21 protein-coding genes are annotated in these 17570 nt (G+C 38.9%); 7 read left to right on the top strand and 14 right to left on the bottom strand.

Going from position 1 to position 17570, the window contains the following annotated elements:
• Nucleotides 1–154 precede the first annotated feature (154 nt).
• From H6607_01505 to H6607_01525, 5 genes are all read left to right on the top strand, one after another.
• Nucleotides 155–952, top strand: a complete 798-nt coding sequence (locus H6607_01505; protein MCB9261036.1) for a universal stress protein — start codon at nucleotides 155–157, stop codon at nucleotides 950–952.
• A 23-nt stretch (nucleotides 953–975) separates the two neighbouring features.
• Entirely contained in the window at nucleotides 976–1356 is a 381-nt protein-coding gene (locus H6607_01510; protein MCB9261037.1) for a hypothetical protein, read from the top strand.
• 112 nt (nucleotides 1357–1468) lie between these two features.
• Entirely contained in the window at nucleotides 1469–2272 is an 804-nt protein-coding gene (locus H6607_01515; GenBank protein ID MCB9261038.1) for a universal stress protein, read from the top strand.
• Between the two features lie 20 nt (nucleotides 2273–2292).
• Complete coding sequence (locus H6607_01520; GenBank protein ID MCB9261039.1) at nucleotides 2293–3525, top strand: divalent metal cation transporter; 1233 nt, start codon at nucleotides 2293–2295, stop codon at nucleotides 3523–3525.
• Nucleotides 3526–3528: 3 nt separating this feature from the next.
• The gene (locus H6607_01525; GenBank protein ID MCB9261040.1) at nucleotides 3529–4083 is read left to right on the top strand and encodes a YqgE/AlgH family protein; all 555 of its coding nucleotides are present in this window, start codon (nucleotides 3529–3531) and stop codon (nucleotides 4081–4083) included.
• A 59-nt stretch (nucleotides 4084–4142) separates the two neighbouring features.
• Here the strand turns inward: H6607_01525 and H6607_01530 are convergent, their stop codons facing one another.
• The 6 genes from H6607_01530 to H6607_01555 form a co-directional block, all read right to left on the bottom strand.
• A complete protein-coding gene (locus H6607_01530) occupies nucleotides 4143–4520 on the bottom strand; it encodes a DoxX family membrane protein (protein ID MCB9261041.1) in 378 nt (125 codons plus the stop codon).
• A 7-nt stretch (nucleotides 4521–4527) separates the two neighbouring features.
• Nucleotides 4528–5496: an SRPBCC domain-containing protein gene (locus H6607_01535; protein ID MCB9261042.1), complete on the bottom strand. Its 969-nt coding sequence runs from the start codon at nucleotides 5494–5496 to the stop codon at nucleotides 4528–4530.
• The gene (locus H6607_01540) at nucleotides 5493–5819 is read right to left on the bottom strand and encodes a winged helix-turn-helix transcriptional regulator (protein MCB9261043.1); all 327 of its coding nucleotides are present in this window, start codon (nucleotides 5817–5819) and stop codon (nucleotides 5493–5495) included. The genes H6607_01535 and H6607_01540 overlap by 4 nt, the downstream gene beginning before the upstream one ends.
• 74 nt (nucleotides 5820–5893) lie before the next feature.
• Nucleotides 5894–6334 (bottom strand): SRPBCC domain-containing protein, encoded by a 441-nt coding sequence (locus H6607_01545; GenBank protein MCB9261044.1) that lies wholly within the window; start codon nucleotides 6332–6334, stop codon nucleotides 5894–5896.
• 32 nt (nucleotides 6335–6366) lie between these two features.
• Complete coding sequence (locus H6607_01550) at nucleotides 6367–7797, bottom strand: T9SS type A sorting domain-containing protein (GenBank protein ID MCB9261045.1); 1431 nt, start codon at nucleotides 7795–7797, stop codon at nucleotides 6367–6369.
• A 34-nt stretch (nucleotides 7798–7831) separates the two neighbouring features.
• The gene (locus H6607_01555) at nucleotides 7832–9253 is read right to left on the bottom strand and encodes a TolC family protein (protein MCB9261046.1); all 1422 of its coding nucleotides are present in this window, start codon (nucleotides 9251–9253) and stop codon (nucleotides 7832–7834) included.
• 119 nt (nucleotides 9254–9372) lie between these two features.
• Here H6607_01555 and H6607_01560 point away from each other — a divergent pair, with 119 nt between their 5' ends.
• Both H6607_01560 and H6607_01565 read left to right on the top strand, forming a co-directional pair.
• Nucleotides 9373–9975 (top strand): polysaccharide deacetylase family protein, encoded by a 603-nt coding sequence (locus H6607_01560; protein MCB9261047.1) that lies wholly within the window; start codon nucleotides 9373–9375, stop codon nucleotides 9973–9975.
• Complete coding sequence (locus tag H6607_01565) at nucleotides 9963–11087, top strand: glycosyltransferase (protein ID MCB9261048.1); 1125 nt, start codon at nucleotides 9963–9965, stop codon at nucleotides 11085–11087. The genes H6607_01560 and H6607_01565 overlap by 13 nt, the downstream gene beginning before the upstream one ends.
• A gap of 18 nt (nucleotides 11088–11105) precedes the next feature.
• Here the strand turns inward: H6607_01565 and accC are convergent, their stop codons facing one another.
• The 8 genes from accC to H6607_01605 all read right to left on the bottom strand — a co-directional run bounded on the left by accC (nucleotide 11106) and on the right by H6607_01605 (nucleotide 17491).
• Entirely contained in the window at nucleotides 11106–12443 is a 1338-nt protein-coding gene (accC, locus tag H6607_01570) for an acetyl-CoA carboxylase biotin carboxylase subunit (protein MCB9261049.1), read from the bottom strand.
• Nucleotides 12444–12485: 42 nt separating this feature from the next.
• A complete protein-coding gene (gene accB, locus H6607_01575) occupies nucleotides 12486–12965 on the bottom strand; it encodes an acetyl-CoA carboxylase biotin carboxyl carrier protein (protein ID MCB9261050.1) in 480 nt (159 codons plus the stop codon).
• Nucleotides 12966–13008: 43 nt separating this feature from the next.
• The gene (locus H6607_01580; protein ID MCB9261051.1) at nucleotides 13009–14007 is read right to left on the bottom strand and encodes a ketoacyl-ACP synthase III; all 999 of its coding nucleotides are present in this window, start codon (nucleotides 14005–14007) and stop codon (nucleotides 13009–13011) included.
• 33 nt (nucleotides 14008–14040) lie between these two features.
• Complete coding sequence (gene plsX / locus H6607_01585; GenBank protein MCB9261052.1) at nucleotides 14041–14976, bottom strand: phosphate acyltransferase PlsX; 936 nt, start codon at nucleotides 14974–14976, stop codon at nucleotides 14041–14043.
• Nucleotides 14977–15000: 24 nt separating this feature from the next.
• A complete protein-coding gene (gene rpmF, locus H6607_01590; protein MCB9261053.1) occupies nucleotides 15001–15186 on the bottom strand; it encodes a 50S ribosomal protein L32 in 186 nt (61 codons plus the stop codon).
• Nucleotides 15187–15192: 6 nt separating this feature from the next.
• Nucleotides 15193–15711: a DUF177 domain-containing protein gene (locus H6607_01595; protein MCB9261054.1), complete on the bottom strand. Its 519-nt coding sequence runs from the start codon at nucleotides 15709–15711 to the stop codon at nucleotides 15193–15195.
• Nucleotides 15712–15767: 56 nt separating this feature from the next.
• Nucleotides 15768–16850 carry a 4-hydroxythreonine-4-phosphate dehydrogenase PdxA gene (gene pdxA / locus H6607_01600; GenBank protein ID MCB9261055.1) on the bottom strand — a complete coding sequence of 361 codons (1083 nt, stop codon included), beginning with the start codon at nucleotides 16848–16850 and terminating at the stop codon, nucleotides 15768–15770.
• Between the two features lie 155 nt (nucleotides 16851–17005).
• Nucleotides 17006–17491: a response regulator gene (locus H6607_01605; GenBank protein MCB9261056.1), complete on the bottom strand. Its 486-nt coding sequence runs from the start codon at nucleotides 17489–17491 to the stop codon at nucleotides 17006–17008.
• Nucleotides 17492–17570 lie beyond the last annotated feature (79 nt).

Below are 17570 nucleotides of genomic sequence, written 5' to 3' on the forward strand. Positions count from 1 at the left end.
AAAAGTGTAAAGGTTGGTAGAAAAGTTAAAAAAAGTTTAAGCGAAATTCCCCTTTTGAAAATTTTTGTTGATAAATATCAGATATTAACATGAATTCAATCAACCAGCAAAGTTCATTTTTGTGGTTTATTTGGAACAACAAATTGTACGTTTTATGAAAACCATAGTATGTCCTACTGATTTTTCAGAAATTGCAAATAATGCTTTGGAGTATGCCTGCTATTTAGCCAAAAGCTTAAATGCCGAAATAATTGTTGCTCATGCCCAGCATGTTCCCATTATTGATCCAGCGGCTCCGGTTAATGCAATGAGTGCAATGTTGGAGGAGGCATTAGAGCAGGCAAACGAAAAGCTCACTAATTTGGCTGGTCGTTATACATTAATGACTGGTGTAGCCATAAAAACGCAGGCAAGTGTAGGGTTGTTGGTGGATGTCATTCATCAAATGCACCAAGAAAAATCGGTTGATATGATTGTGATGGGTACAAAAGGTGCAACCAACGCAGTTAGCAAATGGATTGGCACCACCGCAGCCAGCATTATTCAACGATGCCAGTTGCCCGTGCTGATTATTCCCGAAAATTCTGACTTTGAATTGTGGAACAAAGTGGCTTTTGCAACCGATTTTAGCCAAGAAGACGAAGCCACCCTGGGTTTGTTTGAAGATTTTATGGGTCATTTTAAGACAGAAGTACACATGGTTCATGTTTCAAAAAGCAAGGTTAACTCCGAGGAAATGTTGAGGGTTATAAAACATTACGAAGGCAAAGCCATTGTAGAAAATGTGGTGGGAGCAGACGTTGTAGAGGAGTTGAATCGATACGTGGGAAACAATGACATTGGCGTGTTGGGTATGAAACGCCACCATCGAGGTTTTTTCGACTCGTTGTTTCACAAAAGCATAACCAAAGAAATGGCCATGACCACCAAAACACCTATCTTAATTTTTTAACAGAACAAAAAAAATAATACATTATGACACAGAAATATATCACCGACTTGCACGCTGAATTTACGAACTGGAAAAAAGATTTGGATTTTTATCGAGACGAGATTAAAACGTTCAACAACAGATTGGGCGAGTTGGTATCTATGAATTCCAAAGTGGAAATTACCTCGCAAATTGAGCGTTTTCAAAATCAATTTATCCGCCAAAACGAAGTGATGGACGAGTTAATGCATGATATTAATGCAGCCCAACACGAATTGGTAGAAAATGCAAAATCAAACAATATTGCTACAGATCACAGAAAAGTAGAATCAGATGATTCTTTGGCCGATAGAATGGAAACATTTGTCAAATTGTATGACGAGATGAAATCAGAATTCTCTCGGTTTGCGGCAGAAGCCTATTAACTTTTAAAAGGTTATATAAAATGTCAACGCTATCAAATTTGGCGTTGGCATTTTTTTTAGAAATGACTGTTTTTTTTTGAAAAACAACTAAATTTGAGGTAAAAGCGAAACAATGATAAACATTTTAATACCCACCGATTTTTCTGACAATGCAAAGCAAGCAGCCGATTTTGCTTTTACTTTTTTTAACAAAAATGGAGTTCATTTTCATTTGGTTCACAGCGTTATTCAGCCGCGTTCTTCCACCGGCATGATGATAGACTTAAACCAAATAATGTTGGACGATGCCGATAAAGATTTAAAAGAAGAAAAAGCCCGATTGGAGCAAAAATTTGCTCCGGGTCATCCCATAAAGACAATTGCTAAACTGGGGTATTTAAAAGATGTTTTAAAAATGGCTTCTCGCGAGTATGGTGCCAAGCTGATAGTAATGGGTACAAAAGGCGAGAATAGCTTGTCGGACAAAATTTTGGGAAGCAATACCGAGCAAATTATTCGTAAAAACAACTTGCCTGTCTTGGCTGTTCCGGCGGGTTTTGTGCCAAACAAAAATCCAAATGTTTGTGTAGCCACCAATGAGGAAAATATTCCAAAAGCCGAGGAATTGAGTGCCATTTTAGACGCTTTAGAAAGTGCAAATCATTGTCATTTCTCGGTATTAAACGTGTTGACCAACGGTGCTGAAAGAGCAGCAAAGAGCATTAAACTTGGCAACATGCAGGTGGGCGTTCAGGCGGTTCATGCAGCTACACCCGAAGAAGGAATACAGGTTTATATTGAAAACAAACCTTTAGATATGTTGGTGGTTTACCATAAGCACAACTCGCGGTTTGACTATTTCTTTAGCAGAAGCACCACAAAGAAATTAGCCGGTCAGGTTGAAATTCCATTATTGGTAATTCCGTATTTAGATTAAAAAAGTAATAATTTAGTCCCATGCTTTCAAAACTAAGAGCGTTGGGGCCAGGATTGCTCTATGCAGGGGCAGCCGTTGGAGTTTCGCACATTGTGCAAAGCACCAAAGCGGGGGCATTGTATGGGTTTGTGCTAATTATTGCCATTGTGCTGGCACAGATTTTTAAATATCCTTTTTTTGAACTTGGCCCCAAATATGCTGCCCACACCAATCAAAATCTGCTTCAGGGTTTTGCCAAATTGGGCAAGGGTTCGTTGGTAGTGGTGGCCATACTTACAGTTGGCACAATGTTTACCATACAAGCCGCTGTCACGGTAGTAACAGCCGGTTTAGCCATTAAAATATTTGGTGTAAATGCTGCACCGTGGCTGGTGTCGGCTGGGTTGTTGCTGGTTTGTTTTGGCATAAGTGCAATCGGAAAATTTTCGGTGTTAGACAATCTCATGAAAGTCATCATGATTGTTTTGTCCATTACCACCGTAGTGGCAGTGGTTTCTTCGTTTTATGGAAGACCTGATATTGGCCAAATCGGGAATGTGCAAACCTTTGATTTCACTAAAAAAGACATCATTTTTTTGATAGCCTTTTTAGGGTGGATGCCGGCTCCCCTCGATATAGCAATATGGCACTCTATATGGGGTTTAAAAAACAAAGAAGCCAAAAGCACAAGTGAGAGCGACTCGATGTTTGATTTTAAAGTAGGATATTGGGGTACAGCAATTTTGGCGGTATGCTTTTTATTGTTAGGTGCAAATGTTATTTACGGCACAGATATAGTATTAGAAGATGCCGCAGGCAAATATGCAGGGCAATTAATTGATATTTACACCAGTAGCATTGGCAATTGGGCTTATTATTTTATTGCTATTTCGGCATTTACCACCATGTTTAGCACCACACTAACCTGCTTGGATGCAATGCCCAGGGTTATGCAGCAATTAGCCGTGGTTTGGAAAAATGAAAGCCAAGTAGCCACCATCCAAGAAGAGCGTAAATCAAGATTAATTTGGATGGCCATAATAGTGGTTGGTGCCGTTGTTTTACTCAGATTTTTCATTTCAAACATGACCCAAATGGTGTCAATAGCCACCAGTTTTTCGTTTTTAACCGCTCCCATTTTAGCCATACTCAGCATATTGCTGGTTAAAAAGCATTTGCCTCCAAATTTTTGGCCAAAATGGAAATATGTCATCGCCTGGATTGGCGTGTTTTTTTTGGTGCTACTTAGTGGTTTTTATTTATCTTATTTATAACCCATGAAACCAGAGGCCGGAAAAATATTAATATCAGACCCATTTTTGAGAGATCCAAATTTTGCTCGAACCATTGTATTGGTTGTGGAACATAACGACAACGGAACACTGGGTTTTGTGCTGAACAATTCTATTGATTTAACATTAAAGGCTGCCTTGAAAAATGACAAGCTGCCTGAAAAAGAAATTTATCAGGGTGGTCCGGTAGAACTCAATACCATTCATTTTCTTCATACCGTGGGACACATTATTGGCCAATCAATAGAGATACTGCCCAAAGTATTTTGGGGTGGAGACTTTAATAAGGCCATTAACATTTTAGAGAAAAACCCGCAAATGGCCAATCAATTTGTTTTTTTTCTGGGCTACTCTGGCTGGGGTGCTGGCCAATTGGAAGACGAACTACACGAGGGAGCATGGATTGTTGGAAACATTGGTGGTTCCACCGTTTTTAATAGTAATCTCGACTCAACCGAACTGTGGAAAAAGGCGATGCAAAACTTAGGTGGCAAATACGCTTTGCTGATTAATTCTCCGATAAACCCTGAATTGAATTAAAAAAATGGTGCTTAAATTTTAAGTATTCAAGCACCTTTCTGTTGTCTTTCAATGGCATTTTATCCCAAAAGAGCCAAATATTTTTTTCGGTTTTCGTAAATTATCCATAATAAAACAGCCCATAGAATCAGAGTTAAAGGCAATCCTTCGGGCATATTAATAATACTGGTCATCAAAATGCCAACCATTATGGGAAACACGATTAATGCACCCAAAGCTCTGGTTTTAGGTATTAAAATAAGAAGGCCTCCAACCAATTCGGCAAAAGCAACTAATGGGATAAGCCAAGATATTTCCATTAAAGAGGCATTTAGTTTTACCATTGCCTCGGGCAAGTCATCTGGTACGGGTATGTATTCAAAAAACTTGTTTAACCCACCATTAATCATTAACAAACCTAACAAAATCGAGAGTACGTTTAAAATCTTGTTTTTCATATATTTTTTACTTTTTGTTTTGATAACTAATCATCCAATTAATGCCATACTTGTCTTGGAATTCTCCGAAATAAGCACCAAAAAACATATCGGCCAAGGGCATTGTTATTTTTCCATCCGCAGAAAGTTCCTCAAACAATCGGGTAGCTTCCTCTCTCGATTCAGGCTCAATGCAGATATGCATGTTGTTTCCGATGTTTAGGTTAAAACCCATTTCTTTTGGAGCATCTGTGCCCATCAGCACAAAACCTTCGATGATAGGAAGTTCCACATGCAAAATCATTTTTTTAATACTTTCTGAGATGGTTGGATTTCCTGGTTCGGCAGGAATATCTCCAAATCGCTGAATGCCTTTTCCTGCAAATTCGGTTCTAAAAACGGACTTGTAAAAAAGAAACGCTTCCTCTGTTTTGCCATCAAAATTAAGATAGGTGGTTACCCGAGGTTTGTTATTTGCTTTATTTTCTTGTCTGAGCTTAAATTGGATTTCAAGATATTGATCAAGATTGCCCAAAGCCATGGTAAACCCTTCTTTAAACCCTAATTCAATAATTTTTTCGAGGTCGGCCAAACTATCATATTGGGCAACAATATTTACTATGGTGGTATTTTTTTCTTGGGTAAATGTATTAGTCCACAGTGTGCGGGGCATGTCGGTGTTTGTATTGCCCTTTTCATCGCAAAAAGCATCCAAACCAGAAAAACTTTTTTGATGTTCGATTTTTTCATAATCATTTTTGCACCAATGCATTTCATTTTCAGGGCTTATCATGGCATATAGCCATGTGCCACCTTCGCTAAAATTCATTGACTTGGTTTGGGTTCTATAAGGTTTTGGTGCCCACCATTGATCCAGAATGTCTGGATTTGTCCATGCCTCCCAAACCAGTGGTAGGTCGGCAGCAAACTCCCGTTTTACATGAACCGTGTTATTTTGTTTGTTTATAATAAAATCAAATTGCAGGTTACTATTCATTTTTTTTGCGTTTTTAATTGTTCTAATACAGCATCTAATTGGTTGAAACGTGTGGCAAGTAGTTGTTTAAATTGTTCGAGCCATTTTTCAATGTCTTTCATTTTTTCAGTATTTAATTGATAAAGAATTTCTCGACCTTTAAAATCTTGTTGCACAATTTCACATTCCGACAAAATTCTTAAATGCTTTGAAACCGCTTGTCTGCTCGAGTCAAAATGTTCAGCTAAAGCATTTGGGGTCATTGCTTGCACGGCAAGAAGCATGATTATAGCTCTGCGAGTTGGGTCGGCAATGGCCTGAAAAACGTCTCTTCTGGTACTCATATTCATTTTTTTGCTACCAATCGGTTGCAAATGTATGTGCAATTAATCGGTTGCACAAATATTTTTTAGAAAAATTATAAAGTTCGAAGAAGAGCCTCCAGCCGATCGAAGTTTTCTTCGTTTTTAGGAAGAGCAAATTTCTTGATTTTGGCACATTCTTCGGCAGTTCCAAAAATCATTCTAAAAGAAATTTCGCATGTCGTGATATCCAATTTTTTAAAACTAATCTCCATATCAAACAAAGGCTGCGACTGTCGAGACCATGAAACCAGTTGGTTTGGAATTATTTCTTTAAAGGTAGAGGCATTTTCATAATTTCCAGCTTCCGGGCCATGCATGGTTAATATCCATTTTCCACCGGGTTGGAGGTCAAACTCATGGATTGTATTGGTAAAACCATTTGGCCCCCACCATTTTTTTAATTGTTCGGGGTTGGCAAATGCCTCAAAAACTGTTTCCACCGGAAAGTTCAGAATTCGCGAGCTAACTATTTCTATATCAGTATTCTTATTCATTGTTAAATCTAAGAGATAGTAAAATATTTCAATTAAAGTTTAACGAATTTCAGTGTGGTAAAACTATCGTTTTCACTTTTCAAAAAATACATTCCTTCAGAAAGGTCTTCAATATTGATGTTTTGATTTTCGAATACCATCATTTCTTTCATCAAAATGCCATTGCTGTTGAACAGTTGTATTTTTTCAGACTGATTTTCGATTCCATTCAAACGAATAAAATGAATTGCAGGATTTGGGTAGAGGGTCCAGCTTTTGGCAGAATTTACGTCAGAAACCGAGGAAGTTTTAGTGTATTCAAACGCCCCAATATCAATTTGATCAAACGTATTTCGAGCTTCTACATTGCAAGTGTCTAAATAGCTTTTGGTTGGTATCAAGGATAAGCCCATAACCGTGAAAGATATGCTGATTCCGGCATCCACTGCTGCTGAGTTGCTCAACAATCTGTAATTGTTGGCATTCGCATTTTCAAAACCGCAATTCGCAATAATGTCGGTAATAAAATTGTTTGAAGAGTCGATTGCCGATGGAGAGCCGATAATTAATCCTCCGGTTTTTGCTCCGGCAAGGATGTTGTTTTTTAAGAATAATTTTTGGGCAGACGGATTGATGTCGATAAAACTACCTTTTGTGTTTTTGTTTACAAATGTGTTGTTGACTACCCAAAGTTCGTGATTGGCAGTGTTTGAAAGACCTTCTTTGCCATAACCCAATATGTTGCTGTTTGCAGAATTCGGGCCTTGTTCGATGATGTTTCCCATCACAACGGTGGTTCCCCCATTGGGTATGTCAATGTTTCTACTGTCCACCGTTTGATAGTTAGAAATGGTGTTGTATAGAATTAAATTATAGTTTGCCCGACTTTTAAATTCATGTCCTTGAGCAATGGCATTGTAACTAAAATTGTATCTAAATATCAGCGTATCAATGTGGTTGATGTATATGTTGTGCTGGTAGCCGGGATTTGCCGGGCTGCCTCCGTTTATAAATTCGCAGTATTCAACAACAGTCTTGCAATTTGAGATATTGCCGCTCAAAATGCCCATTTCATTGCCATCAAATTTGCATCGGTGCACGAACAGATTTGCACCCTCTTGGCGTATTCCTGCTCCGTTATGGTCAACCACCTTAGCATTTGTAAATTCGAGGTTTTCAATACGCACGTTAGAGCCACTCACCACAAAAATGCCTTTTCCATTGCTATTGTCATTGGCTATCACATCTCCCGCAACTAATTTTGGTCTTCCTCCCACGCCTATAATTAGCAAATTATTTTTATTCCAGGTCACCTGCTTATCGTTTGTGTAGGTAGCAAAATCTATGGTAACGGTGTCATTGTGCTGCACCTTTGCTGATACTTCGCTGCAAAACTTATAGGTTTGGCCGGGGCCTACTTGCCAAGTGGTGGCTAAAACATTTTGGGATAAAAGTATGGCGATAAATGTATAAAGGAGTTTCATAAAGCGAATAAATGAGTCAAATAATTACTCAAAATTACTCAACCAACTTGATTTCTCCCGAATTATAAAATTCTAAAAGGGTGTGATTAAAAATGAGTTGCATTTTAGCTCGCTCCAAATCAATTTCTGCCTGACTAAGGTTGTTTTGGGCAATTATCATTTCGGCGGCTGTTGCAACGCCAGCCTCATAGGTTTTTTTACTAAAATCGTAATTTTCTTGTTGAGCTTTTTTGTTTTCCAACGCCGATTGGTAGGCTGCTACTGAATTTTCAAAATCGCTGTACGATTGGATAATGTCTGCATTTAATTGATTTTGAGTTACCTGCAAATTATTTTGAGCCATCTCGGTCGATATTTTGGCGTTTTCTACACTTGTTTTCGCTTGATTGTTGTTGTAAATAGGAATAGACAAACTTAGCCCAATGGCCTGACCAAAGTTGTCTGAAAGTTGATTTCCAAAAGGGGAAGTTTTAGTTTGATAACTGGTAAACTGGCTCAACACTGGCTCGTTAGTGCCCTGCACATAGCCAATAGGCACCGTGTTTGTAGTTGGATTAAATTTTTCTAACCGCGATTCGGAATATAGAGTATTGACATTGCCAAAAAGCATAAGTCTTGGATACAGTGCAGCTTCCGCAATTTTTTCACTCAATTCGGATGCCTTCACTTGATTTTCAGCAATTTGCATATTGGGCAGTGCTTTTGAGGAGGCAGCCATCAAATCATTCATAGAATATGGCACGGCCAAAGGTACATTCGAAAACTGCGGAATATCAATTTGAAATGCTTCATTTGATGGAAGTTGCATCAGTTGTATAAGCTGCAAATAGACCATTCGAATAGTACTCTTTGCTGTTTGAATATTCATTTGATCGCGGGCATCTTGGGCTTTAAATGTTAAATATCTGCTTTGGTTGGCCGTGCCTCCTTCGTATAGTTTTTTTGCCTGATCCATTTGTGTTTTTGTGTTTTTGTTGGTTTCCTGAAGGCTTTCTAATTGTTTTTCGGCCAAAATAATTTGCAAATAGACATTCGCTACCGCCATGGCCAAATCATTTTCAGCGGCTTTTTTTGAAAGCTCGGCTCTTTCCATCGAATTGGCCGATAGGTTGATGTTGTTCCGAAGACGATACCCATTGTAGAGCGTTACACCACTGTTTAGCGAAAAATTGTTTGATTGAATGCTCTGATTTACAAACTGATTGGTAAACGGGTCGATAGTCCTACCAAAATTGTAATTGTGTGATGCAGAAGAGTTTAGGGTGGGGTATCTGTCTAATTTATCTTGCTGCAAATTGTTTGATGCCTGCTCAACAGTCAGTTGGCTATTCAATAAATTTGGGTTGTGCTGCAAGGCATATTCAATGCATTCTTGCAAATTCCAAGTCTTTTTATCCTGGCCAAAAACATAGCCAAATGCCAACAAACTAACTATCAGAAAAACACCTTTTTTCATATTATCAAATTTTTTGAAGCCAATGGCAAATCTAATTCTATCCGACAAAGGCCTATTGCACTTTCGACAAATTAAAATATTATTTCTATGGTTAATATTAGTTTTGAAGGGTGAATTCTGTGATTTATAAATCTCGTTTATACAAATGGGTATATCCGGGTTTGATATGGCAAAAAAAAGAAAATCAGAAAAAGGTTTATCTAACGTTTGACGATGGCCCAAATCCGGAAGCAACAGAATACGTGCTTGGCATTTTGGATGATTTCAATTTTAAGGCCACTTTTTTTTGTATTGGTGACAATGTGGTTAAGTACCCCTCTGTATATCAGAAAGTTAAATCCAAAGGACATGCGGTGGGCAATCATACACACAACCATTTGAATGGTATGCACACCAGCAACCAACACTATATTTCAAACATTGAGGAGGCAGCAAAACACATAGAAAGTAAACTTTTTCGGCCTCCTTATGGAAAAATTAGCCCAGTGCAAATTCAAAAAATCAAATCTAATTATGACATAATCATGTGGACCTGTCTTTCAGGGGATTATAAAAAAAATCTTGACCGAAAAGAATCGCTCGAAATTCTTAAATCGGCGGTAAAACCCGGTGCCATTTTTGTTTTTCACGACAGCCTAAAGTCATTAGAAAATGTAAAAGCTCTATTGCCCGAATTTTGCCAGTATTTAGTACAAAATAATTTCACGTCATGCCGCTTGTAGTATGGATTTGCATTGGGTTGGTAACGGTGTTTTTTGCCATTCAACTGGTTAGCTTTTTTGTCATTTTTAGGGAAGACTCGAAACCGGTTAAAAAGTTTAAAGAACAGCCCAGAATAAGTTTACTCTTAGCCGCCCGCAACGAGGAGAAACTGATAATTCGTAGCTTAACAGCCATTGCCAACCTCAACTACCCAAAGGATAAATTGGAGGTATTGATAGGAAACGACGACAGCTCAGACCGAACAGCGGAGATGGTCGAAAATTTCATAGCTCAACATTCTAATTTTCAACTCATTAACATTCATGAAAACATGGGAAAAGGCAGAGGTAAGGCCAATGTTTTGGCACATTTAGCCCACAAAGCTACCGGAGAGTTTTATTTTATAACCGATGTTGACGTATTGCTACCAAAAGAATGGATAAATGTGTTGTTGGCTCAATTTGACAGCGAAGTCGGGATTGTATCGGGTACAACAACGTGCCAAGCCCAATCTTCGCTATTTTCTAAAATGCAATCTATTGATTGGCTGCATTTTATGGGCTATATTCAAAGTTTTGCCAACATGGGTGTTGCCTGCACCTCGGTTGGAAACAATATGGCCGTTAGAGCGAAAGCCTATTGGCAAACCGGAGGTTATGAAAATATTGATTTTTCAATAACCGAAGATTACAAATTATTTAAGGAAGTGACCCGAAACGGTTGGCAGTGGCGTACCATTTTTACAACTGATAGTTTGGGTTTGGCCTCGCATATCGACACCGTTTTAGAAATGCTTCATCAACGAAAACGCTGGCTAATAGGGGCTAGAGAGCTACCTTTGAATTGGAAATTTTTAATAATTCTGTACGGCTTGTTCACCCCGGCATTGCTTGTTTTAGCTATATTTAATCCAATGCTGGCTTTGGGTATTTGGTTTACCAAATACGCCATACAATCGCTCTATATCCAGTCGTTGTTTCTTTTAATGAAATTGCAAAAACCAAGTTTGTGGCAACTATTTCAATACGATGTATATGTGCAAATAAATACTTTAGCCACTGCCATTTTTTACTTTCTCCCCATCAAATCGGTGTGGAAAGAGCGAACATACGATGCAAAGTATTTGGAGTAGTTGTGAATTTTAGGCAGACTAAAACTTAAAAGTCTCCATAAACTTAGTGGTAAAATTGCCTGCTTTGAAATCTTCGTCCTCCATAATCTTCATTTGAAGTGGTATGGTGGTCTTGATGCCTTCAATCACAAATTCGCTCAATGCACGGTGCATTTTTGTAATAGCCTCCTCGCGGGTATTGGCTTTTACAATTAGTTTTGCAATCATCGAATCATAGTTTGACGGAATTTTATAGCCAGCATAAATGTGGCTGTCCACCCGCACACCATGACCACCCGGTTTGTGTAAAATAGATATTAAACCAGGGCTTGGCATAAAATTATTGAAAGGGTCTTCGGCGTTGATTCTGCACTCAATGCTATGTCCTTGAGGCAAATAATTTTTACCTGAAATAGGTATTCCGGCAGCAATTTTAATTTGCTCCATAATCAAATCATGGTTTATAACCTCTTCTGTAACAGGGTGTTCTACCTGAATACGGGTATTCATTTCCATGAAATAGAAATTTCTGTCTTTATCAACCAAAAATTCGATAGTTCCAACGCCTTCGTAGCTGATGGCACTTGCAGCTTTTATGGCTGCATCGCCCATTTTTTGCCGAAGTTCTTCGGTAACAAAGGGTGAGGGTGCTTCTTCTATTAATTTTTGATGCCGACGTTGTATTGAGCAATCACGTTCGCTCAAATGACAAACCTTTCCATATTGGTCGCCGGCAATCTGAATTTCGATGTGGCGGGGTTCTTGAACAAATTTTTCAAGATACATTCCGTCATTTCCAAATGCGGCAGCCGCTTCTTTACGGGCACTGTGCCAAGCATTTTCAAATTCTTCATCGTTCCAAACAATCCGCATTCCACGACCACCACCGCCGGCAGTGGCTTTCATTATTACCGGATAGCCTATTTCTTCGTTGGCCAATTTAATTCCTTCTTCCAAGCTGCTCAACAATCCGTCAGAACCCGGCACGCACGGAACTCCGGCTTTTTTCATGGTGGCCTTGGCATTTGCCTTGTCGCCCATGGCATTAATCATTTCGGGCGATGCACCAATAAACTTAATGCCGCTCTCACGACAAAGCTCAGAGAATTTTGCATTTTCCGACAAAAAACCGTAGCCAGGATGGATGGCATCAGCATTGGTAATTTCGGCAGCAGCCATAATGTTGGGCATGCTCAAATAGGATTCTGAACTTGGGGCTGGGCCAATACATACTGCCTCATCCGCAAATTTTAAATGAATACTGTCTTTATCGGCTGTTGAGTAAACGGCAACGGTTTTTATACCCATTTCCTTACAGGTACGGATAATTCTCAACGCTATCTCACCTCGATTGGCGATTAATATTTTCTTAAACATTTTAAACCTCTTTTGTTAAAAAAAGTCGGGGAAACCCCATATTTAACTTGGCTCTACAATGAACAAAGGTTGGTCGTATTCCACCGGTGAGGCATCGTCAACCAAAATTTTAACAATTTTGCCCGAAATTTCAGACTCAATTTCATTGAACAATTTCATGGCCTCAACAATGCAAAGTGTTTGACCAACTCTTATTTCGTCACCTACCTGCACAAAAGGTGGTTTGTCGGGCGATGAACTTCGGTAAAACGTGCCAATCATGGGTGATTTTATTTCTACACCTACCACTGCTTCTTCTGCTTTTGGAGCTGATGGGGCAGGGGCGGCAGCCACAGCAGGTGCCGCAGGTGCTGTAGCAACCTGTGGTATCTGAATTTGAGGAGCAGCGGCAACAGAAACAAACTGGCCTTTACCTGTATTTTTTTTGATTTTTATGCTGAAATCTTTGTTGTTAATCTCTAATTGATCAACCTCTGATGCTGAAATCAGTCTTACGAGTTGTTGAATTTCTTTTAAATCCATAATTCAAATTAAGTAAAAAATATTGTAAACCGGAATTATCTTTTTAGGAGCCGTTATAGGCCCACTTAATATATATTGCACCCCACGTAAAACCACCGCCAAATGCGGCAAGAATTATGTTGTCGCCCTTTCTAAGTTGTTTTTCATAATCCCACAAGCATAATGGTAGCGTGCCAGAAGTAGTGTTTCCATACTTTTGAATATTTACCATTACTCTCTCGGCCGGCAAGCCCATTCTGTCGGCTGTAGCGTCAATAATCCGTTTGTTTGCTTGGTGCGGAACAAGCCAATTTACGTCATCGCTGCTCAAATTATTTCTTTGCATGATATCGTAGCTAACTTGAGCCATATTGGTAACGGCAAATTTAAAAACCGTTTTACCTTCTTGGTGCACGTAGTGCAAACGTTCATCGACAGTTTTGTGGGAGGGTGGCATGGCAGAGCCTCCAGCTTTTTGATGCAAAAACTCAACGCCCGATCCATCAACTTTCAAAATGCTGTCCATAATGCCAAACTCTTCTTGGGTTGGTTCTAACAGAACTGCTCCGCAACCGTCGCCAAAAATAATGCAGGTATTTCGGTCTTCATAGTCAATAATTGACGACATTTTGTCGGCACCAATTATGACTACTTTTTTATATTGTCCGCTTTCTACAAACCGACGACCAGTCTCCAGTGCAAACATAAATCCGGAGCAGGCAGCGGCTAAATCGTACCCCCATGCATTGGTTGCTCCTAATTTGTCACAAATAATGTTGGCTGTGGCCGGAAATATTAAATCAGGAGTAACGGACGCACAGATAAGTAAATCTATTTCTTTGGCAGATATACCCCTTTTTTTCAAAAGGCCTTCTACTGCAGGAATGGCCATTGCCGAAATTCCTTTACCCTCTCCTTTAAGGATGTGCCTAGTTTCTATTCCTGTTCTGGCACGAATCCATTCATCGGTGGTGTCAACAATTTTCTCTAAATCGAAGTTGGTTACAACGTCTTCCGGAACATATCCGTTAACTGCCGTAATTGCCGCTCGTAGTTTACTCATTGCAAATTTTTAAGTCGGTAAAAATAGTAGAAATTAAAGAGATGCCTTTATTTTTTGAATTAAGTTGGATAAAACAACTTGTTTTGTTAACCGAATCATGTTCACAAATGTATTGGCTTTGCTGATGCCGTGTCCGATAATAACAGGCTTGTTTACGCCCAATATTGCTGTTCCGCCATACATCTCAAAGTTGAAACGGTCGAGAAACTCATCGTTTATACCTCTCTTTTTTAATTGATAGAAAAATCCCTCACAGGTTTTTAGCACAATATTTCCAGTAAAGCCATCGCAAACAATTACATCGGCAATGTCAGAAAATAAATCTCTACCTTCTACATTGCCAATAAAGTGGATGTTTTTTGTGTCTTCAAGCATGGGGTATGCAGCCTGATTCACAAGATTTCCTTTTTCTTTTTCTTCGCCAATGCTTAAAAGGCCAACCTTGGGTTGCTCTATACCCAAAACATGTTTTGCATATAGTGAACCTAAAACGGCAAATTGTGCCAAAACATCTGGTTTCACATCTGCATTTGCACCAACGTCGAGCATCAACCCACTGGTGCCATCGGTTTTGGGAACCAATGTGGTTAATGAGGGTCTTAAAATACCTTCAATTGCCTTAACCGTGTAAAGAGCCCCAACCATCATGGCTCCTGTGTTTCCAGCTCCTGCAAAACCGTCAATCTGACCTTCGGCCAGCATTTTTAGGCCGATATTTATGCTTGAATTTCGTTTTTGCGAAATGGCACGTGTAGGATGCTCCCCCATACCGATAACCTCGGTGCTGGGTATAATCGACCACCGACCATTGTTTTCAACACCAGAAAGGCGTTTTTCCAACTCTGGTTGGTCGCCAATTAAAACAAAATGTACCTCACTTAGGTCGTCCTGCTGCATAGCAGAAATAACCCCACGAATTACTTGCTCGGGGGCAAAGTCTCCCCCCATTGCGTCAAGTCCTATTCTCATTTAGGCCGTATGACTGCTAATAGATTAAGCTTCGCTGCTAACTTCTAAAACCTGTTTTCCTCGGTACATTCCGGTTTCCAAATTCAATCGATGATATTGAGAAACCTCCCCGGTTTTTGGGTCTTTAATTAATTGCTTGGCAACTAATTTGTCGTGAGTTCTTCGCTTGTCGCGACGGGTTTTCGAAATCTTACGCTTGGGATGTGCCATATTTTTTCAATTTTTAAATATATCTTTTAACTTTTGCCATTCTGGATGATTTTCGTTTCCGGCTGAATCTTCCTTGAATGACATTTTTTTAATTATTTCTTTATCACATTCTTTTCTATTGAGCGAATCTTTGCAAACCACTTTTATTGGAATTGAAAGTACAACAAAATCATACAGATGAGTTGTTAAATCAATTTCGTGGGCATCTAAAGGAAGCCAAACAATTTCGGCCTCGTCTTCTTCTGGCGAAGAACTCATTTTAACCAACAAGGTTTGACTTGATTTTATCGGATATTGGATTGTTGAAAGACAAACATCACATTCTTTTTCAACCCATCCTTTCAAATCAAATTTGAGTTGTAGGTGGTTAACAAAACGCTCAAACTCTAAAAGAACAACCACGTTTGCATTGGTAATAAGGCTGCCATCAATAAATTTAAAGAAAGAATCTGTGAGATGATACTCAAATTGATGCTTCCCTTCTTTTATGGAGCCAAATTGCAAAACAAAATCTCTTTGCTTCATATCCCTCTTGCAAAAATGGTCGGCAAAGGTAAAATTATTTGCCAATAAAATATAGTTTATTTTAGGTTGGGTACTCCAATGCTAAATTTCTCTCTTTTGTGAAATTTGAAGTCTAAAAAATTTTTGTTTATCTCGTTGTAATCAAGACGATTACGGAATATTCTTTTCGCCATGAATATGGCATTTACCAACGAATCTGACTTTGCTAAGTTCTTTCCTGCAATGTCAAAAGCGGTGCCATGGTCGGGTGAGGTTCTCACAATGGGCAGGCCGGCAGTATAATTTACTCCGGTGTCAAATGCCAGCTGTTTAAATGGAATAAGACCTTGATCGTGATACATGGCCAAGACCGCATCAAATTGTTCGTTTAGTTTTTTTCCAAAAAAAGCATCGGCGGGGTAAGGACCATAAATCAATTTTCCTTCTCTAATATATTTGTCTATGGTCGGTTTTATTACTTCCAGTTCTTCGCTGCCAATTAGTCCATTATCTCCGCTGTGAGGGTTTAATCCCAAAACAGCAATTTTGGGTTTATCTATGGCAAAGTCAAATTGTAGAGAATGATAGAGTATGTCAATTTTCTTTGACAACAGCTCTTTGGTTATTTTGCTCGAAACTTGCTCAAGTGGTATATGTCCGGTTACTACCCCTACTCTAAAGCTGTCATTTACCAAAAGCATCATGTAGTCTTCTGTGCCAAAAGTATCGGCCAAAAAGTCGGTGTGCCCTGCATATCTGAAATTTTCAGAATGGGTGTTGCTTTTGTCAATAGGCAGTGTAACTATGTTATGAATTTTTCCTTTTTTGATGTCTTCCACCGCAGCCAATAAAGACACAATAGCTAACTCACCACTTTGTTTGGTGGCTATTCCGGGTGTTGGTATGTAGTCGGAAGGTTCTATTTCAAGGATATTTAGTGTACCCTCTGAGGCATTATCGGCATCTCTTATTATTTTATGTTCTACAGATATGGTTTCAAGTAAAGCTTCATAATGGCGGTATGCTGAAATTGGGGAGTAAAGAACGGGAATGCAGTGTTTAAACAACGTACCGTTTTCAAATGCTTTAATTAAAATTTCTAAGCCAATTCCGTTCGGGTCGCCAAGGGAAAATCCAAGTTTTGTTTTTTCGAATTCCAAAATCTAAAGTTTTTACAAAAATAACCCTGCAAAAAGAAATATTGCTGACTAAAAACAACTAAAACCAAACGGCGAAACAATTTTCAAACCATACCATCATCTATGCCACCCCAGAGGGTGCATTGGTATGAAATTATTTGAAGAGTTATGTTCGACTAACTAATGAGTTTTTGGCGGAGCATAAACTCCAATTTTTCGTTAGTCTCAATAAGGTCAATAACTTCTTGTTGGTTTCTTTTGTCGGCCATGTATTTATCGTAGGCCAAAATCATAGTCTTTTTAACCAAACCTATATCCATAGGTTTGTATAAGAATTTAAAAATCTGTCCGCGATTTACACTTTCAACAGCAATTTCCAAATCCGAACAACCTGTAAGAAGTATGCGAACAATGGTGGGATGTGTCTTGCTAAGTGTTTCAAAAAACTCAACTCCGGTAATATGAGGCATCTTGTGGTCACTCAAAACAACGTGTATTTCGTTGCTTTCAATAATAGAATAAGCCTCCTCGATGGAGCTGGCAACAAACAAATTAAATTCTCGTCTGAAATTGGCACTGAAAGAAGTTAGATTCTCTTTTTCGTCGTCCAAATAAAGGATTGAAATGTTTTTAGTAGCCATGATTAATAACTTTTTTAACATTAAACATAATACAGTAGTAGAGTAAAACAATGGCACCTATGCTAAAAGTACCACCACAAAAATAAAAACTTTTATCAAA

This window comes from Flavobacteriales bacterium, assembly GCA_020635395.1.
In the GTDB taxonomy this organism is placed as follows: Bacteria; Bacteroidota; Bacteroidia; order NS11-12g; family UBA9320; genus UBA987.